Here is a 24,481-nt window from a genome sequence, read left to right on the forward strand (position 1 = left end):
ATATGAAGAACAATAAGTATCTTGTACGCTGGAGGAAAAATGAAAGAAAAAATCGTATTTATACATGGCCTGACGGGCAGAAAACGTGCGTTTCATAAAGAAATCGATTACTTTAGTCAAGCGTATCATACGTATGCATATGATTTATTAGGCCACGGAGAAGATCGAGGAAAACCAGTAGAGTTTACATTAGATAATTTAGTTGAACAGTTGGAAATTCTTTTTGATCAGGAAGGAATTGAAAAAGCTCATATTTGTTCTTTAAGCTATGGATGTTATCCTGCTACAATTTTTGCGAATAAATGGAAAGAAAATGTATTAAGTCTATGTTATATTGGAGGCCATTATAACTCTCCATCTCCTTTATTTGCTGTCTTCCAGCATTATTGGGATACAAGCAGCGAAAATTATTCGACATGGCTAAAAAACTATGCCCGGGATTTATTTCCAAAAGAAGGGGTCGTTGATCCATATTCATTAGTTTCATCGAAGGTATACTATAAATACGGTCTTGAGTTGGATAAAGGAATTTTAAAAGAAGCGATCGGACATAGGCTTTTTTATGATTTGCGAAGGGATCTAAAAAACATAAATGTTCCTGTTCTTTGGGTGATGGGGGATCATGACTTTCTCTATAAGTCTAGTATTGCAGATTTAAAGAAAGTAATTCCACATGTGCAATATAAGGAAATTCCACATGCAGGCCATACAGCTAACTTATTTCGTCCAAAATCCTTTAAAAAGATATACGAGGATTTTCTAAATGGAATTCAACGAACAAAATCAGAAAAAGTTCCAGTATTGAAAGGGAAAACCCTTTAAATGATAAAGGGTTTTGTTCATTTTAATGAAATCGACCGGTTATAAAGCAGAGTTTGAAAAACATTCAGAATGTACGCAGTTATTAAATGAACAACGATAAAAATCATAAATACCACGAGTGATTTTACTGTTAAAATGTGATATTTGATTAAGAGACCCTCAACCACCCCTACAAAAACAAGGATGAATAAATATTTTATCCTAGAGTGAATCTTTGTTATGAATAAGCTCATGCCAAAAGAAGTGATAAACAACGTTGGTACCGAAGCCGCAAGATGATCACGAAATGAATTTGAAAAAAGACCTATCGAAAATTTAATAAAACCGGGTGCTCCTAAAAGAAAAAAAGACAATACACTGCTTATACTTACTGCAGAAAAGGAGAGTAGCAAAAAACTGAACCGTTTTGTCATTTTATCATTCCTGATGTGATACCATAAACGTTTTGCAATCCAAAAATGGATCGGTAACAGAAGCCCGGTATAGTAAGGTTTCCACCATATCTGATGGTAAATATGAAGATTTAGAAAGATTAATTCAATCCCCATAAAAATGAAAGAAAAAAAGATAGACCATCGGAATTTTAATTGGTTTGCCGCAATCCACAAGCCCACTGCCGGAACAGCTAATAAATTTGATGCAAAGTGTCCTACTACGCTATCTTTGTAAATATTTTTAAACACTCCTACCTCATAAAAATAACTTTTAAAATACACAAAGATCGCAGTCTCCAGTGGATAAATAATTCCTGCTATTGCTAAATAGAATACAAAAAGTCTAGGATCTTTAAACTTCCATAAAGTATAAACAATGAAAGCGATACTTAAAATTGATAAGCCAATATACCAAAACAATTTATTTTCCCCTTACATGAAGTTGTAACCTTCCAGCACGCTCCTAAAGATTAATATGTACACCCAGCTCCTATATTAAAGTATCCAAATTTGTCCAATGTCATAACAAAAAAACCTGCACATAACATAAAGTATAAGTACTTTTCATGCGCAGCGGTTGCATGTCAGATAAAACAAAAAAATTATTTCTAAATATGTGAGGAGGCAGGGTATGAGCAGTTCTGAAACAACTCCTGATTTTCCCGGCAAAGACAGAAATAATCAGATGTTGCTCCCCCCTGAAAAATTTGCCGCTCTACCGGAATCTTTAACAGAAAGTCTTTTCATTGAGCGTTCTTTAACGGAGAATAAGTTTTGGTTAAGGATCATGAAAGAACATGCTTTATTTTTAGGCGAAGGTTTTAACAAAAATGACAAACAGCTTATTCAGCAAACCGACCGATTTTATCATTATTTTGAGCAGCAGGAAAAAAGGGCCTATCAAACACCCAATAATGTAACGCAAGTCAGGAAATTAAATGAAGACTCAATTCAATTAGTGTATGGGTTTCGAAATTTCAAGAGGAACCTTCTCATTTTGATTATCAATTGTAAAGTAAGCGGCTTTAACTTCCCCCTCCTTGTCGATCACATTGCACGGGAAGCAGAATATTTTATTAGGACATTAAAAAAGTTTAACAAGGGGATTTTAGACCCCATTCAAGATGCCATCATTAGTGAAAATGTCTTTTGGCTCCGCATAATGATGGAACATTCAAGATTTATCTCGTCTTTGCTTGATCAGTCAGAACGCAACCTCGTCAATACAGCCAGAAAATTCGGAGATGATTTTGAAGTGCTTCTTAATCAGGCCAGAGATGTTGAGTCGATGCTATATAAGAAAAGTCCGACATACCCTATTATCGGAAAACTAAATCAAGATAGCGAAAACGCAACGGTTGAATTGCGAAACTTTAAACAAGCAGGTTTAGATTTAATCAAAAGCTGTCAGATTCGAAGTGTCATAAACCCGTTATTAGCGGATCATGTCGTACGTGAAGCGGATCATTTCTTATATATGATTAATGTACTGGAAGAACGATTAAAAAGGAAACAAGCAACCGAGCAGCTGCAGTAAAAGCGGGATCAGAAATTTTCCCGCTTTTCTTCTTTTTCAATGAACATAAGACAGCTTTTGAAATAGTTCATAATATAAAGAATACAGCTGTTACAATGGAAATTTTGCAGTTTTCATCCTTTAAGTATCCGCTATAATTCCTTTTTCCCTTAAATAAATGATATAATCAGTTGAAATTCCTCTCTCACCGAGTTGCCTTAACATAGCGGTTATATTTCCTCTATGATAGGTGCCATGATTCACTATATGAATGAAAATATCCCATAATTGGTTGCAAAACGTTTGTCCTTTAGTGTTTTGATAGTATATTCGTTTATTTTCCTCTGCATTACCAGCAGCAAGATATTGACTGTGTACTTCGGAAAATGCTTCTCTTGCTTGAGGGACATTTTGAAATGTTATTTCTGGTAATGCACTTAAATTTTGCCCTTGAATTCTTTGAATCCACATACTTTCCACTGCATATAAATGTTCTAATGTTTTTAAAATACTTGGAAAGACACTCGGAATCTCTTTGCTCAGTATTTCTTCAGGGAGGGTTTCCAAATGATCTAAAAGCTTATTTGTTGCCCAATAGTGATAGTCAAGGAAATTTTTAATCATTCTTACCTCCAAGATCGATTCATATATTTTTAATTGAGTCCGGGGGATTTTGATAAATTACATTAACCAACTGCACTGTCCTGCTTTTTCTCATCCTGGACGAAAAGGATTCCCAGTTCATGATGATCGCCTTCGAATAGAGCCCGTTGGACAAAACGGACTTCTCCGTTTACATCCAGTACTTCAAGCTTGCAATGGGCTCTGTTTCGCTGCAAAGCTTCGTAAAATTCTTTTTCGTTTTGGACGCGTACTCCGTTCACTTTTGTCACCATTTCTCCGACCTGCAACGCCATTTTGCTGGCAGGCGATTCCGGGATGATTCCAAGAATTATTAAGCCGTTGTTTCGTTTGGAAAAATAAAAAGGAAGATTCTCTTCATGCAGTCTCTGGTGCAGCGTAATGGCCTCCCTGCCAAGAATCGCAAGCGCTGCTGCTGCAATGGACGCGATCGGCCACCAATAGCCCGCTGTCGAAACAATGAAAGTAATCGCTCCCAGCACGATGACTCTTTTTCCAACAAGCTGAACAGCTTCTTTTGGCAGCAAACCTTGAATTTGCTGATGAAACCCTATGGAAAACGGAACCAATAAGAGAGAATATGACTGCTCACCAAATGAAAATGCGGGCCACCATTCAGAAGGGGGATGGATTGCTCCTCCCGGCAAAAGCAGGAACACCGGAAGCATCCAAAGACGCTTTACTTCATGAACCCCAACTGTCAATCCGCGCTTGCTTTTTATTAATTTCGGCGAAGTGCCTTTCGGTCCGTTTTTAATAATAACAATTCCTTCACCAATGATTAAGAGAGCAAGCAAAACAATGATCGATGGGTAAATTTTTTCATTAAGACTTGTAAAAAGATCAGGCATAAATGGAAATGGCCAACCTTGCTGCGCGGCAAAAATGAGGGCAAAAAATGCCGCTCCCAACGTATAGGCCGGAGCAAGCAGCCGAACTTTTGTCGTAAGGCTCCACAGAAATGTAAACAGCGCTGCCAGAACAACCGCTGCAAATGGAATAACTATACCGGCTGCTATAGCAACTAAAGAGAAGACGAGTCCAGTTACAATTCCAAGCGGAAACAGCTGCCTCAGTTCGAAATACGCATCCTCTACGCGGATATGAAAATTCCGCCTTTCCCTTTTAACCCGGGAGACTCCTAATATTCCGGCCAAGAAGACAAGATAATAAAACATAGGGTGAAGAAATAACTTACCTGTCCCTTTTAACAATTCAATAATCCATGCTTGAGCCACCCTTGTCACCAACCTCTATAAACAATTCTCACAGAATTAATATTTAGTAATCTATTAATGACTATTTTACCAAAACCTGACCATAAAACATATGCTAGTTTTTACACAAAAAACGTGCACGAGTTTTAAACTCACAATCCTAACATGGAAATAGCTTTCATTTTAAATCAGAACCAACATAATAAGGCGGTGTGAGCGAAGCAAAGCTCTAAATATTTTCAAAGCTTAACATGTATCTTGCTAAAGATAAATTAGCATTTCTATCTTTGTTTGCGTAGCTCCGCCCCTTTACCAAAGAAAAAAGCAAGGATAACCCTGCTTTCGACAAAAATTAGGATGCCTGTCACCTTGCTAACAACCGCAAGGCGGTTTGCAGCTGAAGATCATTTTCTTCTTTTTTCAATTCTTCCATAATCGCTCCTTGAAGTGCGGACGCTGTCTCTCCATCAATGATACCTGTTGGTTTTATGTCATGTTTCATTTGAAACGCTTTAACTGCTTTTACAGTCGATTCGCTGAAGTAGCCATCGGTCCGGCCCGGTTCAAAACTTAATTCATCAAGCATTTCCTGGGCGTTTTTTACTTGCTCATTGTTCATTTCTTTCTCAAGAGGTTTTTCAATTTTTAAAGGATGGGTATGGAAAATATCAGGCTGGCTGACTTTGATATCCGGTTCAATTCCTTTCTTGTGAATCCAGTTTCCATCAGGTGTAAGCCATTTAAACAGTGTTAACTTAATATTGCTGCCATCTTCCATCTGAACAGGCTGCTGAACGGTTCCTTTACCAAAAGTATGCTCCCCGATCAACGGGTATCCTTGTGCTTCTTTCAAAGCACCTGCCAATATTTCCGAAGCAGAGGCGCTCCCTTTATCAACAAGGACAGCAATCGAATATTGTTTTGGTTTTTTTAGAGTGGAAAAGTAGCGGTCTTTTTCTCCATTGCGTTTTTCAATTTGCACATATGGCTTTTTGTTTGTCACAAGTTCTCTCACTATTTCTTCAACGGTCGAAAGAAGGCCCCCAGGGTTGCCTCGTACATCAATCACAAGTCCATCAATCCCGTCTTTTTCCATTGACTTCAGTTGTGTTCTAAACTCCTCTGCTGTATTCTCGGAAAAAGAAGTTAATTCAATATAGCCAATGTCTTTTCCATTTACGTTTTTCACTTCTGAATAAACCGTGATTTGCGGGATTTCATCACGTTTAATTTCAACGGTTAAAGGTTCTTTCAATCCCTGGCGAGAGATTTCCAGTGTTACCATTGTACCTCTTTCACCGCGGATTTTTAAAGTTGCTTCGTATAAATCGAGTCCCTCAACACTTTCTCCATCCACTTTTAAAATTTGGTCATTCGGCTTTAAACCTGCTTTTTCCGCAGGCGAATCTTTAAATGGAGCGACGATCACAATTTTTCCGTCAATCATGCTGACCTCGGCCCCGATTCCCTCAAACGAGGATTCCAACGTCTCATTAAATTGTCGGGCAGTTTCTTTATCCATATAAACAGAATAAGGGTCTTTTAACGTTAAAAGCATCCCTTGAATAGCCCCTTCAACAAGCTGCTCTTCGTCCACTTTTTCAACATACTTGTTCAATATGAGACTGTAAGCTTGCTCAACTTTTCTTAAGTCGGTTTTACTTAAATTGCCTTCATTAGTGGATAACTGCTCTTCGCTTTGTTCCTGATTTGCCTTTTCCTTCTTTACTTCGGCCCATTTCATTCCTGCGTATGTGCCGCCGGCTCCTGTAATTAACGACCCAGCCATTAATAATGCAATCCATTTGCGATTCAACACCATCCCCCTCTTCAACTGCTGCCCGGATTCTTTTTCGATCAAGCTGCTTTTCGTCCAAAAAATATGACTGTCAAAAACAATATATGTTCAAATGGACGAGTTATGAAAAATATTACTTTTGAAAAAATTTGATTCGGAGCATTACTGGAATGTGAGAAAACCAGTCAGCTGACCGGTTCTATTCTTGTTCATATATTGAAATTGGAATGAAGGCTCATGGTTGTGCTTGGCGGCTCATATTTGGATTGAAGGCTCACGGATGTGATCGACGGCTTATATATTTGATTGAAGGCTCATGAATTTGATCGACGGCTCATATTTTTGAATGAAGGCTCATTTATCTGAATGAAGACTCATATTTTTGAATGAAGGCTCATATATCTGAATGAAGGCTTATATTCTTGAATGACGGCTCATATAATGAAATGACGGCTCATTTATCAAATTAAGGGCCCATAACCGTCCGTTGATTATGGCTCAGAGCAAGTCAACGCCGCATCAAAAAGGTAAAAAAGGCTGCTTTTGCGAAATAATCGCCGCTCCCATTGCAAAAGATCAATTTTTATTATTAAAAAAGGAAGAAGCAAAGCTCCTTCCTTCAATTAATCTATTAATCTGGCAGTTGAACCTATCAAATCGACTTAACGGGCAGCCGCATTCTGTTCAATTTGTTTTATATATTTTTTGCCCCAATCTTCGAGCATTTTTAGAACTGACATTAGACTTTTTCCTTGTTCTGTCAAGGAATATTCAACCTTTGGAGGAACAACAGGATATACTTCTCGATGAACAAGCCCGTCTTCTTCTAGTTCTCTTAGTTGATTGGTTAACATTTTTTGCGTAATGTTAGGGATTAATTTTTTTAGTTCCATGAACCGTTTTGTTCCTTTTAACCCTAGATGGCATAAAATAACTAATTTCCATTTTCCCTCGATCACAGACAATGTTTGTACTTTCTCGTAATACATGCCCTTATTACTTTGATTGGTTTCTTTTAGATAACTTTTACCCCATTCTTCCAGCATTTCAATGATCGGCATTAAGCTTTTTCCCAGTTCAGTAAGAGAATACTCCACTTTTGGAGGAACAACAGGATATACCTCTCGATGAACTAATCCATCTTTCTCCAATTCCCTTAGCTGATTGGTTAACATTCGCTGAGTAATGTCAGGGATTAAATTTTTAAGTTCAGTAAACCGTTTTGTCCCTTTTAACCCTAAATGACATAATATGATCAGTTTCCATTTTCCCTCTAAGACAGACAGTGTTAATTCTTTTTCGCGATAAATATCATTAATTTTTTCCCTGTTCATCAGATTCATCTCCAGATGTATTAGTATACTTTTTGATATTATAACACAAAAAAGTACCTACACGCATTTTTTGAAGTATTAGAACTTTTTTCAATTTAACCAAAATAATTAATAATGTGCTAAAAGAACGAAAGGCTGACCCAAAACAAAGAGCCGGGCACCCTTAGTTACTAAATATTGAAATCAATTTAGTAACTGCATAAGGGAACCTGGCACTTATTGGTCAGCCTCTATATTATTCACGTTATTATTTGGTTTTACTGCCTGTTAATTCCGGGATAAACGGTAAATCAGATTTACATAGAAATGTAATTTAATGGATCTACCGCATTGGATTTGGATGGATTCCATGGACCTTTATGAATTTCAAAGTGCAAATGTTGGCCGAAGGAATATCCGGTATTTCCCATTACGCCAATTTGCTGGCCTTTTGAAACAACTGCGCCTGTACCAACTAGTCTGCTCTGCAAGTGAGCATAGACAGTTGTGTAAATCTGGCCATTAATTGAGTGGGAAATAAAGATACAGTTTCCATAGCTGGAAGAATAGTAGGAACGGATAACAACACCGTCAGCTGCTGCTACGACTGGAACATTGGCACTATTCGCAATGTCAATACCTGCATGGAGTTCTCCATCGCGTGGACCAAATCCAGATGAGAAGCGGCCATTTGCAGGTTTCATGAACATTCCGCTTGATACCGGCGGAGTTGAAAGATTTGAACCGCCGCCACCGCCATTGCTGACGGTGCCGCCGCTGCCGCCGGAGCTTCTTTTTTGAGCTTGTGCTTGTCTTTGTCTTTCAAGTTCGGCAAGACGCTGCTTTTCTAGCTGGATCGCTTTTTGCATAGCTGCTTCTTGAGCTGCAAGTACTTCTTTTTCTTCTTCAAGTGCAAGCTTTTCTGTATGCTTGTGCTCTTCTTGTTTTTTCAATGTAGACATTAATCGATCTTTTTCCGCTTTTTGAGAATTCAACTGATTTTTCATGTTTTCAAGCTCAGCAAGCATTTTTTCAAGCTCTGCTAAATCCTTTTCTACCTTTGCCTGTTTCTCCTCTAAAAGCGCTTTATCTTTCATATGCTCGCGAAGAATTTCCTGGTCAGCTTCCACGAACGTTGCTACTGCCCCTACCCGGTCAATAAAGTCTGAGAAGCTTTGGGCACCCATTAATACATCTATGTAGCTTACCATTCCGCCGGTTTCCTGGAATGAACGAGCTCTCTCTTTGAGCATAGCATCGCGTTTTTTAATCCGTTCTTGCAAAACGGCGATTTCGCCTCTCAACTTTTCAATTTCTGCTTTTGTTTCAGCGATTTGTACATTTTTCTCGTTAATTTTTTCATTTGTATCGCCTATCGCAAGATCCAGCCTCTTAATCTCTGCAATGACTTTTTCCTGTTCATTTTGTAATCTGTTAATCTCTTGATCTGCTTTATTAATCCCCGATTCTACACCTGAACGCTTCCTTTGAAGTTCATTCTTTTTATTCTGTAATTCTTGCAATTTGGAAGATGCGATTGCTGAATTTGCAGCAACCCCAGTAAACAAACTCCCAACTCCTACCGTTGCCGCAACGGTTAGGGTTAATAATGACCTTTTCAAGTTCCGATTTCTCCTTTCCACTTTCAACTATGTACGGGTAAATCGTCTAATTTTTGTAAAAACCGATTTATGTATGTATTTCTCTTTTCTTATAAGGCTTAGCAAGGCCTGCATCAGGCCTTCTAAGCGCGACTAAACTTTTAAAAACTTTCTCATTGACATCATGCTTCCCCAGATTCCGATTAAAGCTCCCATTAAAATGAGCAGGGCGGCAACCTGGTAAACAAAAGGATTAAACTCCAGTATTTTTATAAAATGATTTGCCAGCTTTGGCTTCAAATAATCGTAAGCATAATAATAAGCGGATGAAACTAAAGCAATCGGCAAGATCGAACCGAGCAATCCGATCCATAATCCTTCAAGGAAAAACGGCCAGCGAATAAAAGCGTTGGTCGCTCCTACTAATTTCATAATCTCGATTTCTCTTCTTCTCGCAACGATCGTAATTTTTATCGTATTGGAGATCAAAAACATGGCTGTGAATAACAAACCGATAATTAAAACAAGTCCAACATTCCGGCTTGTTTCGATAAATTTGAATAATTTTTCAACGGAACCTTGCCCGTATTTTACCTTTGCCGCGTACTCCAATTTTTCAATTTTCTTTGCAGCTTTTATCGTGTCTGTCGGATTTTTCGTCTTTACGATAAATACATCGTTTAACGGGTTATCCTGCTCGAACGGTTTAAAGACTTTTCCTTCTTCTCCCAAACTGTTAATCAAGTTATCGAGTTCTTCTTCTTTTGAGGAGAATTCAATACTCTTTACTTCCGGGATCTGTTCTATTTTTTTCCTTAGAACTTGCTGGTCTTGTTGTTTTGCAACAGGATCGATGTGAACGCGGATTTCCACGTCCTCTTCTATGGTTGACGCCACTTTATTGAGATTCATCATAATGACGAAAAATACGCCAACAATTATTAGTGTTACAGTTACGGCGCTTACGGACGCAAATGTCATCCAACCGTTTCTTCCAAGGCTTTTAAAACTTTCTCTGACATGACGGCGAAATGTTCTAGCTTTCATACCCATAATCTCCTTTTTGCTCGTCGCGAACAATTCTGCCGTTTTCAATTGCAATGACTCGATGCTTGATCGTGTTAACGATTTCCTTGTTATGTGTAGCCATGACCACGGTCGTTCCTCTCGCGTTGATTGCTTCAAAGATGCTCATAATTTCCCATGAAGTTTCCGGGTCAAGATTTCCTGTAGGCTCGTCCGCTATGACAACTTTCGGTGAGTTCACAATGGAACGTGCAATCGAAACCCTCTGCTGCTCCCCGCCCGAAAGCTCTGTCGGAAGCATCCGAGCTTTATGCTTTAAGCCTACAAGATCGAGAGTTTCCATAACTTTTTTCTTTATCAAATTTGGCTGCTCTTCAATGACTTCCAGGGCAAAAGCAACATTCTCGTATACTGTCAACGTAGGGAGCAGCTTAAAATCTTGGAACACTACCCCGATATTGCGGCGGAGATGCGGAACTTTTTTGTCTTTTAATCTGCTAATATCCACACCGTTAATTAAAATGACCCCTTTCGAAGGTCTCTCTTCACGATAGATCATTTTGATAAACGTAGACTTCCCGGCACCGCTCGGTCCAACAATATATACAAATTCTCCCTGATCGATTTTTACATCGATGCCACTAACAGCTGTAACACCGTTTGGATATTTTTTATGTACATCCTGCATTTGAATCATTCATATCACCTAAATCAAGAACTTGTCGATTGATTTCATAAGCCATTTAGACTATTATTTCGACATTTTTTGCAAATTTTCCAATGACATTGTTTTTCAATAATCGTCAAATCTTTTATTGCCCTTTTTGCACAAACCCATTATAACATCATAATTTGTCAAATTAACGATAAAAAATATTACAGTTTCATTTCAAATTAGTCGAATTTTACTAGAATATGGTCTTGTTGGCTTTCTTCAGGTTAGGGAGCTTTGAAATTTTTTGTCAAAATTTTGTTTTGGGAAGTTTTTTAACAGGAATGTAAAAGAAAGATGACAATTGTAAAGATGTTTTAAGCTGGTTACTGTTGGAGAATAGCAAGGGATTCAGTAGGAGAGAAATTTTTTCGCTCGAAACGGAAATGAACGTTTGTGGTAAGGGGCATTTTCTTTTTAAAAAAGGCTGTCCCAAAAGTGCCCGGCACCCGTCTGAATTGTAAAAACATTGATCATGTTTTTTCTATATTCAAAGGGTGTCCGGTTTGGGTCAGCCTTTCATTTCCGGACTAATTATTTTTTGCCGGCAAGCCATTCAGCTACAGAAGAAGCTTCATCTCCTTGAAGCAAACCTTTTGGCATGGCGCCTTTCCCTTCAGCGATTACTTTTTCAATATCTTCTTTTGAAAGTTTGGAACCAATTTTGTCAAGCGCAGGACCTACTCCGCCTTCAAGATTTTGTCCGTGGCAGCTTGAACATTTTTGGTTAAATATTTTTTGGGCATCGCCTGCATCCGCAGTTGTTGTTTCACCGCCGCCGCCATTGTTTGTTGATGTGTCTTTCTCCGCATTATCTCCGCCGCCGCAGGCAGCCAAAACGAGAGAAGTACCCATTAATAAGGCAAGTAGCTTCTTTTTCAATTGTATTCCCCCCATTGTTAATAATTGCAAAGCACACCTATATTATACCAGTATTAGACCCGTTTAAAACCCTCACCAAGTACCTCGGAAGCATCCATAACAACGATAAATGCTGTCGGATCAATGTTTTTGACTAGTTGTTTCAATTTTGTGAACTCCGTTTGGTCCACTACACACATTAATACCGGGCGCTCATGGTCGGTGTACCCTCCATATGCTGATAGTTTTGTCACTCCACGGTCAATTTTATTCAATATTCCATTGCGAATTTCTTCCTGTTTGCTTGTAATAATCATTGCCATTTTCGAGCGGCCGAATCCCACTTGAACGAGATCAATCGTTTTGCTCGTAACATAAAGTGCAATCAGTGCATACAGACCGCGTTCTATATCAAATACAACAGCAGCCGTCAAAACGATCAGGCCATCAATAATTGCTACACACGTACCTAATGACAAGCCTGTAAATTTATTAATGATTTGCGCCGCCAGATCGGTTCCGCCCGTAGAGGCTTTTCCGCGAAAAACAATTCCAAGGCCAAGGCCTACACCAATCCCCCCGAATATAGATCCAAGGAGTGGTTCATTTGTCCAAGCATCCCAGTCGTTTGTCAAAAATACAACAAACGGCAAAAATACGGTTCCAACAAGTGTCTTCGTACCGAATTGCCTTCCTAAAAGGATCAGCCCGGCAATAAACAGCGGAATGTTGAAAGCCCACTGGACGTAAGCCGGCTCCCAGCCAAAAAGTGCGTCCAGTATGGTGCTGATACCGCTGACGCCGCCTGATGCAACTCGGTTAGGAAGCAGAAACACATTAAATGCAATCGCAATGATTGCAGACCCAACGAGGACATTTGTGAATTCCCATATTTTTTCCATCTTTGGATTATATGTAAAATCTCTCTTTTTCCTCATATGTTATTACTCCTCTACAATGCTTGAAAAATGCAGCTGCATAATTTTTCCGAAAGTGAGTATAGCATGGTATTTAAATAGTGTAAACGCCAACAAACTACCGTATTAAAGTGATAAAATTTTGTTTTTGTTTAGGTTTTGAAAAAAGTCATATTTTTATGAAATTTTCAAGGGAATTTTGGAATTGGCTTATAAATCATCGGAATTGGATCGTGAACTATCGAATAACCGGATCATGGACTATCGAAGCTTGATCATAAAACCAAAAATCGGAAATTAGATAATAAATCATCGGAATTGGATCATAAATTATTGAAATTGGGTCATAATTCATCGAAAGTAGATCATAAATCATGAAAACTAGATCGTAAACTATCAAAATTTGGATCATAAATCATCGAAACTGGATCATAAATTATCGAAATTGGATCATAAATTATCGAAATTGGATCATAAATTATCGAAATTGGATCATAAAATTAGAAACTGGATCATAAATTATCGGAATTGGATCATAAATCATCAAAAAAGGCTCTATAAAAAGAATTAGACTGACTCATAAAACCAATCCACAATAAAAAAACCTTGCTGCCCAAACACAGCAAGGTAATACAAAATATTATTGCAATCTTGAACGCAAGTAAGCATTAATAAACGGATCAATTTCACCGTCCATAACCGCTTGGACGTTGCCAATTTCCGTATTGGTGCGATGATCTTTAACAAGAGAATAAGGGTGGAACACGTAAGATCGGATTTGGCTTCCCCAGCCGATTTCTTTTTGTTCCCCGCGAATTTCCGCAAGTTCTTTTTCCTGCTCTTCAATTTTCTTCTGATAAAGCTTTGCTTTTAACATGTTCATCGCGCGTTCGCGGTTTTTGATTTGCGAACGCTCAGTCTGGCATGTTACGACCACACCCGTCGGGATGTGTGTAATCCGGACGGCAGAATCAGTCGTGTTAACGTGCTGTCCGCCGGCACCGCTGGAACGGTACGTATCGATCTTCAAATCTTCCTGCCGGATTTCAATTTCAATTTCATCGTTAAATTCCGGCATAACCTCACAGGAAACAAAGGAAGTGTGGCGGCGGCCCGATGCATCAAAAGGAGAAATCCTCACCAGGCGATGTACCCCTTTTTCTGCTTTTAAATATCCGTAAGCATTATGGCCTTTAATCGCCAGCGTAACACTTTTAATTCCGGCTTCATCGCCAGGCAGATAATCGAGCGTTTCCACCTTGAAGCCTTTTTTCTCCGCCCACCGTGTATACATGCGAAGCAGCATTGATCCCCAATCTTGAGACTCGGTACCGCCTGCACCCGGGTGGAGTTCCAAAATCGCATTGTTTTTATCGTATGGTTCATTGAGCAGAAGCTGAAGTTCAAACTGGTTGACGCGTTTTGTAAAGTCCTTGAGTTCACTCTCTAAATCTTCCTGCAATTCGGCGTCATTTTCCTCTTTCACGAGTTCATATGTTAACTCCAGGTTCTCTAACGTTTCATTCAAGTCATTAAATTCATTGACAAGGTCTTTTAAGCTATTCGCTTCATTAATGATTGTCTGGGCTTTTTGCTGATCATCCCAAAAGTCCGGCTGTAGCATGATTTCATCAAGCTCGGCGATTCGAGCTTCTTTATTTTCGAGGTCAAAGAGACCCCCTAAAGTCCGCTAATTTCTTAGCTGTTTTTTCAAGTTCATTTCGAATATCTGCTAATTCCATATCATCACCTCTAAAGTTTATTATCATTTTATCGTTATTTCTCCGAAAAAGACACCATCGGAAGGAAAAAATAGTCGGCTGTGCCGGCCGGCTCTCTTAAAATATTTTGGCGAATTAACGCGTCACTGTAGTGAGGGTCTGGCCCTCGTTGCTTTAACGCGTCACTGTGCTGAGGGCCTGGCCCTCGTTGCTTTAACGCGTTACCTTGGTGAGAAGCAGGACCCCGTCGATTTCTATGCGTTTGCTCCGTGGCAGTTTTTGTATTTTTTTCCGCTGCCGCAGAAGCATGGGTCGTTGCGGCCTATGTTAATTTTTTTGACAATCGGCTTTTTCTTCGGCTTTTCTCCGCCCTCTTTCGGATTCACCGCATGGCCTTTTGCCACTTCCTGACGCTCGAGGTTATTGCGGATTTCAGCCTTCATAATATATTTTGCAACATCTTCTTCAATCGAAGCAATCATATTTTCAAACATCGCATACCCTTCGCTTTGGTATTCACGAAGCGGGTCGATCTGACCGTAGGCACGCAAATGGATACCTTGGCGAAGCTGATCCATCGCGTCAATGTGATCCATCCATTTAGAGTCTACGGCACGAAGCACGATCACTTTTTCAAATTCACGCATTTGCTCAGGACCGAGCATCTCTTCTTTTTCATCGTAACGCTCTTTCACCTTCGCAAAAATGATTTCCGAAATTTCTTCCGGCTCTTTGCCGCGAATGTCGTTGATTGTCAAATCGCCTTCTTGAAGAAGGTTTCCATTGACAAAATCAATGATGCCCTGCAAGTTCCATTGTTCCTCATCCTCATGGCTTGGCGCATAAGCTTCGACATTTCGCTCAATAACAGATTGAATCATGCTTTCAACGATTTCGCGAAGATTTTCCGATTCAAGCACTTCATCACGCTGCTTATAAATAATTTCACGCTGTTGGCGAAGAACATCGTCATATTGGAGCAGCTGTTTACGGGCATCAAAGTTGTTGCCTTCCACACGTTTTTGCGCAGATTCAACCGCTTTTGATACCATTTTGCTTTGAATCGGCTGAGAATCATCCATGCCAAGGCGCTCCATCATCGCTTTCATATTGTCGGAACCGAAACGGCGCATTAATTCATCTTCCATAGAAAGATAAAATTGGGTAACACCCGGATCCCCTTGGCGTCCGGAACGTCCGCGCAGCTGATTATCGATCCGGCGGCTTTCATGGCGCTCTGTGCCAATAACAGCAAGTCCGCCAAGCTCTCTTACTCCTTCGCCAAGCTTAATGTCCGTACCGCGTCCGGCCATGTTCGTAGCAATCGTTACAGCGCCGCGCTGTCCGGCCTGAGCAATAATCTCTGCCTCGCGTTCATGGTTTTTCGCATTTAAGACATTATGAGGGATGCCTTTTTTCTGTAAAAGCTTTGAAATTAATTCAGATGTTTCAATAGCAACGGTACCGACAAGAACAGGCTGTCCTTTTTTATGTCGTTCGGCAATGTCTTCGACTACTGCACGGAATTTCCCTTCCATCGTAGCGTAAATCAAATCCGGACGGTCTTCACGAATAACCGGCTTATTTGTCGGGATCACAACAACATTCATGTTGTAAATATTGCGAAATTCCTCTTCTTCCGTTTTCGCTGTACCGGTCATACCGGCCAGTTTTTCATACATACGGAAATAGTTCTGGAACGTAATCGTTGCCAGTGTCATACTTTCATTTTGAATTTCAAGGCCTTCTTTTGCCTCAATTGCCTGGTGAAGTCCATCGCTGTAGCGGCGGCCTTTCATTAAGCGGCCGGTAAATTGGTCGACGATGACAATTTCACCGTCCTGCACGACGTAGTCTACATCACGGTGCATGCTGACATTGGCTTTTAGAGCCTGGTTAATATGATGGTTCAATGTCACATGAGAAATATCAAACAAGTTGTCGATGCCAAAAGCACGTTCTGCTTTTGTAATCCCTTCTTCTGTCAGCTGAACGCCTTTTGTTTTTTCATCATACGTATAATCGACGTCTTTTTTCAATGTCCGGACAAAAGCATTTGCCTGAATATAAAGCTGGGCTGACTTTTGCGCGGTTCCGGAAATAATGAGCGGTGTGCGGGCCTCGTCAATCAGAATTGAATCGACCTCGTCAATGACCGCAAAGTGAAGCGGACGCTGCACTTTGTCATGCTTGTAAAGCACCATGTTATCTCGCAAGTAGTCAAACCCGAACTCATTATTCGTTCCATACGTAATGTCGGCTTCATATGCCGCCTTTTTTTCCTCTTTCGACATTCCGTTTAAATTTAATCCAACAGTGAGTCCGAGGAATTCATAAAGTTTTCCCATTTCAGTGGCGTCACGGCTTGCGAGGTATTCGTTTACGGTAACAACGTGAACACCTCTGCCGGTAAGGGCATTTAAGTACACCGGCATTGTTGCCGTTAACGTTTTCCCTTCCCCGGTCTTCATTTCAGCGATATTTCCGTCATGTAGGGCGATGCCCCCCATTAATTGGACAGGATATGGGTATAAACCGAGCACGCGTTTTGCTGCTTCGCGCACAACGGCAAATGCCTCGACAAGCAAATCATCTAAAGACTCGCCTTTTTGATAGCGGGCTTTAAATTCTTCCGTTTTTTCGCGAAGCTGGTCATCTGTTAATTTTTCCGTGTCGGAAGCAAGTGCATCAATTTGCTCAGCCAGCTTTGTAAGGCGTTTTAACTCGCGTTTATTTTGATCAAACACCTTATTTAAAATCCCAAGCATAAAAACGCTCCTTTTTATATCAGGTAACAGGCATCTATATCAATTGAATAATGCCGTAAACCCTCTAGTTCAATATAGATGCCCACCAAAGTATCAATACGAGCATCCATGAAAAAAGATTCGCTTTTTTTAGCGTAATCATCGGTTTTTTCCTTATTAATATTACCACTTCCGCTATACAGTGACAACTTATGTAAATATGGAAAGAAGGGGCCGGCTCAAATGTAAAGGGCCAGACCCCTCCAATACGGGAGTCAGACCCTTATGAATCAGCCTCTTTGTTTCACCCTTTTACTCTTTCTCGAGATTGGGTCAGCCATTCAGAAATTCCCGGGATTTTCCGCCAAATATGCAAGTGTTCTTGTACATAAATGATCGCTTCCTCCACTGAACCCAAGCCATATGAAGGCAGTGAATAATCAGGCAATTTCTTTTTCCCTGTAATATAGTCAATCACAAACTTATTTGATTTCTGCGCCCTTTTTAACAGCTTCCCGGCTAATGGAGTAAATCCATTTTCCAGCAATTCAAGCAAGAGATTATTATATAAACCATGAGCAGTTCCTTCCTCATATTGATCAAGAAGCTTTTTCGCTTTCCCGAGCTCGTTGTTATCTGCGTAGGCGATGAATAAAGAGTAACGGACTCCTTGGTTATCATTTGGGTTCAATTCTAAAAGCTCTTCAAAATGATGAATCGCTTCTTGCAGTTGGCCCAATTCATAACTCGCCTGGGCATAATTCATCTTAGCCCGCATATATGGACGCGTTTCAAGCAATCCCCAGAAATGCCCTTTGTTTTCTTTAAAAAATGATTCGCCAAGTTCTTGTTTTCCTAACTCCATACCTTGTTTATACAAGGCAATGGCTTCAACAAAGGAACCGGCTTCCTCCGCCAAAATATTATAGCCGTCAGGATGAGAAGGATTCAGCTTCAATGCTTCCCGAGCGAGTTGGTAACGCCGCGGCCCTTCTATTTCAAACGCATCGAATAAGAGATTCTGGGCTTTTTCCCGATCTGATACATTTCCTTTTTTGCTTTTTTTCGGCTCGAACCTCTTGTTCCGCAAATACTCGTTAATTTCATCAATGCTGTCAAAATCTTTATCAGCAAGATCCTGAAATGCTTCATGCATCACCCGCTCCGTCAACATCGGAGCAGATGGATGTTTATTTATGGTAAATTGCGGAAAAGATTCCGCGTTCGATCCGGCGATACTAACAGACAGCAACTTGTCTATTTCGTCTTCCAAGATATCATACATTTCGTTATACCGAGCAGAAATGCTATTGGCTGATACTCCGTATTCTTTAGCCAGCTCTTTCTGCGTAAGGCTGTATCTTGTCGGTAAAATCATTGACAATAAATATTGCAAAGCTGCAACATATATAGACGGGTTTTGAATCCGCTTGTTCGTTCTCCGGCAAAATTCAGCCCATAAAATGATGCCCGCATCGATAAATGTCCGAAGTTCTCCGATACTTTCCATATCTTCTTCGAACATATAGGCAACTTTCCGGTTGGAATCATGCTTCCAATCGATAGCATCAATCTCAATCTTATTCGCCGCTTCAGGAGCATGGTTCATAAGCTCAAGAAAATAATCCATCAAAAATTCTTTCTCATCCTCATAACCGGAAACAGCAAATTCCGTTTTCACAAACTTTTCATAGACTGCCACGGATTCTTTCGGCAGATTAAAGCAGCTTGGGAAGGAGTAATAATTTTGTCCGTATGGCAGCAAAATCGCAAAGACGTATTCTCCTTTTTCATATCCCTGCATGTTTTCAAAAAGGTTTATTGTAAAACTTTCTTTTCGCAACGTATCTTTGACAACAAGATGATTCTCATCAACGGCTGCGATTTTCCCTGCAACAAGCTCCGGATCCGCCCATGACCGGAGAATTTCTTGCAGCCTTGGACGTTTTATTTTCGGCAGCTGTTGGGAAATAAAATGTTTCATGATCGTCTCGCCGTCATCCAGCAGCTCAAAACAAGTAAACCAAAACGTGTGAATAAACTCATAAAATTCTTCTTCGCTTTCATCTGAAAGAATGAGCATTTCACGCAGAAACTCGAAATCCTCTAATATTTCGCTCTCAAAGTGAAATAAAGCAAAATCTATGATTTGCCTTTGAAGATTTAGGAGTTCATTTTCGAGAATTTGATTAATCGAAACTGTCTCTTTCGCACCGTGGCACTTTTTATATTTTTTCCCGCTCCCGCATGGACACGGATCATTCCGTCCTACTTTTCCGTTCACCGGTATCCTCCCCGCTTTTATAAGAATTATGGTGCCATTCTATCACTCTCATGACCTTTTCTTTTATCTTACCAAACATTCATAGTTTAGACAGCTTTTTAATAAAATAAAACATAAATAAGGGCTGACACAAAACTGAGAGCCGGGCACCCCTTAAAACATGATCAATGTTTCTACAATGTAACTGAGACGGAACCCAGTGGGTCAGCCTCCTAAAAAAACACCTCCATATACGAGCGCCCCCGCAATGACGTAAGCAGGATGGACCTTCCATTTTTCCATTAAGAAAAAACTGACCACACCGATAAATAAGGTTTGCCAAATGCCGACGCTTTCATAAGAAGAAAATAAGAAATCATACGTCATGATCCCGAGGAGTACCGCAATCACCGGGCGAACGAAGATTGTCATTCTTTTTACCTTCGGTGATTCCTTAAATTTCATCAGCAATCCGAGCGATGCAAGCATGAGAATGAGGGATGGTGCTACGGTTGCAAACACGCCAACAGCGGCTCCAAGAACACCGGCCTGCTCATACCCGATATAGCCGGCCATTTTCGTCGCAATCGGACCAGGAAGCGAATTTCCGAGCGCCATCACCTCGCTGAACTCATGAACGGACAGCCAGCCATAACGGTCAACCACTTCATTTTCAATAAGCGGAATGGAAGCAGGTCCGCCGCCATACCCGAGAATTCCCGGCACGAAAAAAGCCCAGAATATTTTCAAATAAATCATGTTGAACTTTTCTCCTTTTTGCCTTGATCACCTGAACGTGAATCTTTCTTTAAAAGCGCACCCAATAATAGCACAAAAATAATAATGGCCGGATGAATGTTGACAAATTCCATTAAGATCAAGCTTGCAACGACAAAAAGGAGTGTCCATCCCCAGCCAAGAGTTGATTCCCTCGACTTTTTCACATAATCCCACGTTAAAGCCGCAAGCATGACAGCTACCACAGGCATCACGGCGGCTGCCATCCCTTTTACCCATGATTCGTCTTTATAAGCATTCAAGACGTTTAATAGAAAAATCATCAGAATAATCGTCGGAAACGTTGAAGCAACTAACGCATTCAGCATGCCGACAACTCCGCCGACCCGATAACCGATATAGCCTGCCAGCTTCGTCGCGATTGGTCCCGGCAGGGCATTCCCGATCGCCACTATCTCTCCGAATTCATCTGAATCCATCCATTTGTATTTATCAACGACTTCTTTATATACGAGCGGGATCGACGAAGGACCGCCGCCGTATCCAAGCATGCCGACTCTGAAAAACGCTATGAAAATGTCCACTTGTTTCATATGATATGTATCACCTTTTTTTACCCTTTCCGAAAAAATTAGTGAAAGCGGTGATGCTACTTATCATTATACAGGATATTATTTCTATTGCCGAACGATTTTGAAGCAAAAAGAAGCTGCATCATTTGCTAAGCAGCTTCTTTTCCTCACGATGATAAGGAGAGTAAAAGAAAGGAAATCGAACATTCATCCATTGCTTCAAATTCTGGCGCTGAAATTTTTATATAAAACAAGGGAGCTGATTTGTTTCATTGATAAGGCCCCTATTTGCCGATTTCGAAATTTTAAATAAACAAGGGAGCTGATCCTCAATCAACATCAGCTCCCCGAAAACCTTACTGTGCTTCAATTAAGCCGTATCGGCCGTCTTTTCGCTTATAAACAATGTTTGTCCGGTTTGTTTCCGCATTTGTGAACACGAAAAAGTTATGGCCCAACAAGTTCATTTGCAAGATCGCTTCTTCGCTGTCCATCGGCTTTAAGTCAAAGCTTTTCTGGCGGACAATTTCAAGCTCGTTTTCTTCTTCCGCTGCCGAAACTTCCGGCTCTTCCACTAAAGTTGTAAATAAAGAATTCACATTTCCTTTTTCACGGAATTTACGGTTCACTTTTGTTTTGTGTTTGCGGATTTGGCGTTCCAATTTATCTGCAATCAAATCAATCGCTGCATACATATCTTCATGTACTTCTTCAGCCCGAAGTACGAGATTAGTCATTGGAATGGTAACTTCCACTTTCGCAGATTTATCACTATAAGTTTTTAAATTTACATGTACGTTGGCTTTGGGAGTTTCCGTAAAATAGCGTAACAATTTGGAAATTTTCTTTTCTACATACTCCCGTAGTGCAGGAGTTACTTCAATGTTTTCACCACGAATTTTGAAATTCATAAGTGAATCCCCCTTTTCTATACAGTTGCGGCTCCAGGCTGAAAAACCAAAAAGGCTTACCCAATTAACCGCTCAGTCTTATGATTAAGACGTTTGTAAGTACATTTCTATATTACCCATTCAAATACCTGCTGAAACATATGAAATTTATTGACGAATAATTGACAAAATAGGTAATCAATCTTCTTACTATAACTTATGAGATAATATAAAACTCCTCTTTGATGTCAGAGGAGGAAAATTTAAGATTGTAGTCACCTATTTTCGTTTATCGTAAAACATACCGTCAATCAATAAAGAATTGTATGGATTCTCATACTTGTTCGTTGATTCTTTCTTGCGGCTTAGTTCCTTTATATCTTTTTGGATCAGTATTTTTTCCTTATATAAAAGATCATTTAATTTCTTATTTAATGTGATTGCGGCGGCACCGATTTCTTTTTCTTCATTAGAAAAAGGAGGAATCATTTCTGACATTAATTGCTGTCGCTTTTCAAGCAGCTCTGTTGTTTTCGCGATTTTTTCATCACGGTCTGCACTGCTTTCCAGTAACTTTATCAGCTGTACCGTAAGGTCGTGAAATTGCTGAACAGCACTCACTATGCTTGACCGCCTTGTGCATATTGCTTTTGGCGATTCACTTGAATCACTTGTTTCCACGTATCGCGGAACTCGGTTACAAGCCCTTCCACTTCATCAAGGATGACATTATCATTTTTTACATTCGCCTCGATTAAGCGGCGATATATGTAGTCATAAAGGGCCATCATATTTTTAGAGATCTCAAAGTCCATGTTTAAGGTGACCATTAGCTCTTGGATGATCTTTTGTGCTTTTAATAAATTTGTATTTTTAACCTCTATATTTTTTTCTTCAATCGCTTTTTTTGCTAAATGAATGAATTTTAAGCAGCCGTTGTAAAGCATTAAAGTCAACTCACCCGGCGATGCGGTGTTGACTGCGTTCTGCTGATAAGATTGGTATGGGTTGTTTAAAGCCATCTTGTGCACTTCCTTTCTGTTTAGCTTTAGCATGAAGCCGGCTTATTTATGAGGCTTGTCAGGAGGTGAAACTTATGAATTACCGCCAAATCTCTGCATTAGAAAAGCCATTTGTTCATTTGAACGCTGGATTGCTTTTTCCATGGCGGTGAACTGGCGCCAATAGCGATCCTCGATTTGAGCAAGCCTTTCCTCAAAACGGCTGATTTGCGAATCGACATTGATCAGCAGCTTTCCGATACTAAACTGATTATTCGTTTTTAAAGTATTCCCAGCTTTTTCAACAATGTTATTCATTGAATTTTTCAACGTATCGCGCAAACGGCGCGCCAATCCTTTTGACTGGTAATCCGCCCCATCATTTGCAAATAATTGATATACAGCATTTGGGTCTTTTTCGATTGCTTCCTTTAACTTTGCTTCATCAATGATCAGCTTTCCTCCATCAAGATAGTTGCTTGATGTCTTAATGCCAATCTCAGACAGTTGGTCATAATTATTATTGATGCTGTCCGTATCAGTACCAACCCGTGTGTATAAATCCATACGCATGGAGCTTAATGCGCGTGACAGGATGGAATCATTTCGAAGCAATCCGCTGCGGGCTTTTTCCTCCCACTTTTCAATTTGTTTTTCAGTCATTGCTTCTTTTTGTTCATCTGTCAAAGGGGGATAATCCCGGTATCGTTCTTCCTTTAGCTTGTTGTTTATTTTCTCAATGACTTCATTATATTTATCAACAAACGTTTTAATGCTGTTAAAAATTGCATCCACATCAGTAGATGTAGAAACCGTAACCGGTGTGTTTGTTGTGCCTTTAATCGTGTATTGGATACCGTTAATCGTAAAAGTATTGGATGTTTGCTTCATTTGATAGCCGTTTATTTTTATGGTTGCATCGGCACCGGGTTTACTTGGGTCCTTTCCTAACAAAAATCCATCATTTGATCCACTTGAATCTGTATCGACATTTTCTGTTGCCGGAACAGTAAATCCGAGATCCTTCAAGAATGTATTAGTAGCTGCGTTAGCCGCAACAATTTCCCCGCCGGCACCAGTTTTATTGGACGTAAAGATTACCCGATTTGCATAATTGCCGCCTCCGATATCAATACTCGCTCTCATTGCGGATACTCCGAGGCCTGAGCTGTTGATTCTAGAAATAACAGTGTCTATGGAATCTCCGGCATAAATTTTAAATGTAACATCCCGATACGCAGAAGTGCCCGGATCTTTCACTTTAAATTTTAGTTCCGTTTCCGCTTTAGCTTTTATCGTTCCATTTACAGTTTCAAATGTTGTTGATGCACCATTTACATCTCCAGTAGCTTTCCAGGCAGCAGCTTCAGCAAGATTCATCACTTCAATTGTGTTAGAAACGTTCGAGGCGGAACTAATGGAAACGGCGGATACTGCATTTTCGTTTGAAGAGGAAACTTTTTTTATGATAAAAGATTTTTGCAAATATACATTATTAAAAATCGTTTGATCAAGGCTTTGAAGCAGCGTATTCATTTCCCGATAATCATCGCGCTGCCATTCCAAATACTGTTTCTTTTGCGTCAGCTTATCGAGAGGCATCCGTTCAGCTTTCATTAAGTCACTGACAAGCTTGTCAATATCCATCCCGCTCGCAAGTCCGCCGATCCGCATATTACTACTCATAGAC

At 40.0% G+C, this 24,481-nt stretch carries 21 protein-coding genes and 1 pseudogene; 2 read left to right on the forward strand and 20 right to left on the reverse strand.

The features are described 5' to 3' along the window. Positions 1–39 precede the first annotated feature (39 nt). Complete coding sequence (locus tag C0966_RS12295) at positions 40–822, forward strand: alpha/beta fold hydrolase (protein WP_274855945.1); 783 nt, start codon at positions 40–42, stop codon at positions 820–822. Positions 823–839: 17 nt separating this feature from the next. Here C0966_RS12295 and C0966_RS12300 read toward each other — a convergent pair whose 3' ends face one another. Then, positions 840–1,676, reverse strand: coding sequence for a hypothetical protein (locus C0966_RS12300; RefSeq protein ID WP_274855946.1), 837 nt, complete (start codon positions 1,674–1,676; stop codon positions 840–842). 211 nt (positions 1,677–1,887) lie between these two features. Between C0966_RS12300 and C0966_RS12305 the strand changes: the two genes are divergently transcribed. Next, positions 1,888–2,793, forward strand: coding sequence for a DUF2935 domain-containing protein (locus tag C0966_RS12305; RefSeq protein ID WP_274855948.1), 906 nt, complete (start codon positions 1,888–1,890; stop codon positions 2,791–2,793). Positions 2,794–2,913: 120 nt separating this feature from the next. Here C0966_RS12305 and C0966_RS12310 read toward each other — a convergent pair whose 3' ends face one another. The 19 genes and pseudogenes from C0966_RS12310 to C0966_RS12400 form a co-directional block, all read right to left on the reverse strand. After that, entirely contained in the window at positions 2,914–3,396 is a 483-nt protein-coding gene (locus C0966_RS12310; RefSeq protein ID WP_274855949.1) for a DinB family protein, read from the reverse strand. A gap of 62 nt (positions 3,397–3,458) precedes the next feature. Continuing rightward, positions 3,459–4,652: a PDZ domain-containing protein gene (locus C0966_RS12315; RefSeq protein WP_274855950.1), complete on the reverse strand. Its 1,194-nt coding sequence runs from the start codon at positions 4,650–4,652 to the stop codon at positions 3,459–3,461. A 343-nt stretch (positions 4,653–4,995) separates the two neighbouring features. Next, on the reverse strand, positions 4,996–6,447 hold the full coding sequence (locus C0966_RS12320) for a S41 family peptidase (RefSeq protein ID WP_274855951.1): 1,452 nt from the start codon (positions 6,445–6,447) through the stop codon (positions 4,996–4,998). A 644-nt stretch (positions 6,448–7,091) separates the two neighbouring features. Continuing rightward, positions 7,092–7,418, reverse strand: coding sequence for a winged helix-turn-helix transcriptional regulator (locus C0966_RS12325; RefSeq protein WP_274856828.1), 327 nt, complete (start codon positions 7,416–7,418; stop codon positions 7,092–7,094). A gap of 27 nt (positions 7,419–7,445) precedes the next feature. Further along, positions 7,446–7,763 (reverse strand): annotated as a pseudogene (locus C0966_RS12330) (winged helix-turn-helix transcriptional regulator); the annotation flags it as partial. A 296-nt stretch (positions 7,764–8,059) separates the two neighbouring features. Continuing rightward, positions 8,060–9,364 (reverse strand): murein hydrolase activator EnvC family protein, encoded by a 1,305-nt coding sequence (locus tag C0966_RS12335; protein ID WP_274855952.1) that lies wholly within the window; start codon positions 9,362–9,364, stop codon positions 8,060–8,062. 132 nt (positions 9,365–9,496) lie between these two features. Continuing rightward, positions 9,497–10,390, reverse strand: coding sequence for a permease-like cell division protein FtsX (gene ftsX, locus C0966_RS12340; protein WP_274855953.1), 894 nt, complete (start codon positions 10,388–10,390; stop codon positions 9,497–9,499). Next, positions 10,380–11,066 (reverse strand): cell division ATP-binding protein FtsE, encoded by a 687-nt coding sequence (gene ftsE / locus C0966_RS12345; RefSeq protein ID WP_274855954.1) that lies wholly within the window; start codon positions 11,064–11,066, stop codon positions 10,380–10,382. Before ftsE ends, ftsX begins: the two co-directional genes overlap by 11 nt. A gap of 549 nt (positions 11,067–11,615) precedes the next feature. Next, positions 11,616–11,963, reverse strand: a complete 348-nt coding sequence (gene cccB, locus C0966_RS12350; protein ID WP_274855955.1) for a cytochrome c551 — start codon at positions 11,961–11,963, stop codon at positions 11,616–11,618. Positions 11,964–12,016: 53 nt separating this feature from the next. Further along, a complete protein-coding gene (locus C0966_RS12355; RefSeq protein WP_274855956.1) occupies positions 12,017–12,880 on the reverse strand; it encodes a YitT family protein in 864 nt (287 codons plus the stop codon). Positions 12,881–13,499: 619 nt separating this feature from the next. Next, positions 13,500–14,601, reverse strand: a protein-coding gene (gene prfB, locus C0966_RS12360) for a peptide chain release factor 2 (RefSeq protein ID WP_274855957.1) whose coding sequence is annotated in 2 segments (ribosomal slippage) — positions 13,500–14,528 and positions 14,530–14,601 — 1,101 coding nt in all. Because the reading frame shifts where the segments join, the coding sequence is not laid out codon by codon here. A 233-nt stretch (positions 14,602–14,834) separates the two neighbouring features. Continuing rightward, positions 14,835–17,348 carry a preprotein translocase subunit SecA gene (gene secA / locus C0966_RS12365; RefSeq protein WP_274855958.1) on the reverse strand — a complete coding sequence of 838 codons (2,514 nt, stop codon included), beginning with the start codon at positions 17,346–17,348 and terminating at the stop codon, positions 14,835–14,837. 283 nt (positions 17,349–17,631) lie between these two features. Then, entirely contained in the window at positions 17,632–19,611 is a 1,980-nt protein-coding gene (locus C0966_RS12370) for an SEC-C metal-binding domain-containing protein (protein ID WP_274855960.1), read from the reverse strand. Positions 19,612–19,815: 204 nt separating this feature from the next. After that, positions 19,816–20,349: a chromate transporter gene (locus C0966_RS12375; RefSeq protein WP_274855963.1), complete on the reverse strand. Its 534-nt coding sequence runs from the start codon at positions 20,347–20,349 to the stop codon at positions 19,816–19,818. Then, the gene (locus C0966_RS12380; protein WP_274855964.1) at positions 20,346–20,921 is read right to left on the reverse strand and encodes a chromate transporter; all 576 of its coding nucleotides are present in this window, start codon (positions 20,919–20,921) and stop codon (positions 20,346–20,348) included. Before C0966_RS12380 ends, C0966_RS12375 begins: the two co-directional genes overlap by 4 nt. 335 nt (positions 20,922–21,256) lie before the next feature. Continuing rightward, positions 21,257–21,811: a ribosome hibernation-promoting factor, HPF/YfiA family gene (gene hpf, locus C0966_RS12385; protein ID WP_274855968.1), complete on the reverse strand. Its 555-nt coding sequence runs from the start codon at positions 21,809–21,811 to the stop codon at positions 21,257–21,259. 258 nt (positions 21,812–22,069) lie between these two features. Further along, on the reverse strand, positions 22,070–22,411 hold the full coding sequence (locus C0966_RS12390; RefSeq protein WP_274855970.1) for a flagellar protein FliT: 342 nt from the start codon (positions 22,409–22,411) through the stop codon (positions 22,070–22,072). Then, positions 22,411–22,812 (reverse strand): flagellar export chaperone FliS, encoded by a 402-nt coding sequence (gene fliS / locus C0966_RS12395; protein WP_274855971.1) that lies wholly within the window; start codon positions 22,810–22,812, stop codon positions 22,411–22,413. The genes C0966_RS12390 and fliS overlap by 1 nt, the downstream gene beginning before the upstream one ends. Positions 22,813–22,884: 72 nt before the next feature. Then, on the reverse strand, positions 22,885–24,477 hold the full coding sequence (locus tag C0966_RS12400) for a flagellar hook-associated protein 2 (RefSeq protein ID WP_274855972.1): 1,593 nt from the start codon (positions 24,475–24,477) through the stop codon (positions 22,885–22,887). Between the last annotated feature and the right edge of the window lie 4 nt (positions 24,478–24,481).

The organism is Bacillus methanolicus, from assembly GCF_028888695.1.
Lineage (GTDB): Bacteria > Bacillota > Bacilli > Bacillales > Cytobacillaceae > Bacillus_Z > Bacillus_Z methanolicus_B.

Bases quoted from the DNA above. Each gene is read 5' to 3' on its own strand.
- C0966_RS12295 (WP_274855945.1), top strand. From the start codon at position 40: ATGAAAGAAAAAATCGTATTTATACATGGCCTGACGGGCAGAAAACGT.
- C0966_RS12305 (WP_274855948.1), top strand. From the start codon at position 1,888: ATGAGCAGTTCTGAAACAACTCCTGATTTTCCCGGCAAAGACAGAAAT.
- C0966_RS12310 (WP_274855949.1), bottom strand. From the start codon at position 3,396: ATGATTAAAAATTTCCTTGACTATCACTATTGGGCAACAAATAAGCTT.
- C0966_RS12325 (WP_274856828.1), bottom strand. From the start codon at position 7,418: ATGTATTACGAGAAAGTACAAACATTGTCTGTGATCGAGGGAAAATGG.
- ftsX (WP_274855953.1), bottom strand. From the start codon at position 10,390: ATGAAAGCTAGAACATTTCGCCGTCATGTCAGAGAAAGTTTTAAAAGC.
- ftsE (WP_274855954.1), bottom strand. From the start codon at position 11,066: ATGATTCAAATGCAGGATGTACATAAAAAATATCCAAACGGTGTTACA.
- C0966_RS12355 (WP_274855956.1), bottom strand. From the start codon at position 12,880: ATGAGGAAAAAGAGAGATTTTACATATAATCCAAAGATGGAAAAAATA.
- secA (WP_274855958.1), bottom strand. From the start codon at position 17,348: ATGCTTGGGATTTTAAATAAGGTGTTTGATCAAAATAAACGCGAGTTA.
- C0966_RS12375 (WP_274855963.1), bottom strand. From the start codon at position 20,349: ATGATTTATTTGAAAATATTCTGGGCTTTTTTCGTGCCGGGAATTCTC.
- C0966_RS12380 (WP_274855964.1), bottom strand. From the start codon at position 20,921: ATGAAACAAGTGGACATTTTCATAGCGTTTTTCAGAGTCGGCATGCTT.
- hpf (WP_274855968.1), bottom strand. From the start codon at position 21,811: ATGAATTTCAAAATTCGTGGTGAAAACATTGAAGTAACTCCTGCACTA.
- fliS (WP_274855971.1), bottom strand. From the start codon at position 22,812: ATGGCTTTAAACAACCCATACCAATCTTATCAGCAGAACGCAGTCAAC.
- C0966_RS12400 (WP_274855972.1), bottom strand. From the start codon at position 24,477: ATGAGTAGTAATATGCGGATCGGCGGACTTGCGAGCGGGATGGATATT.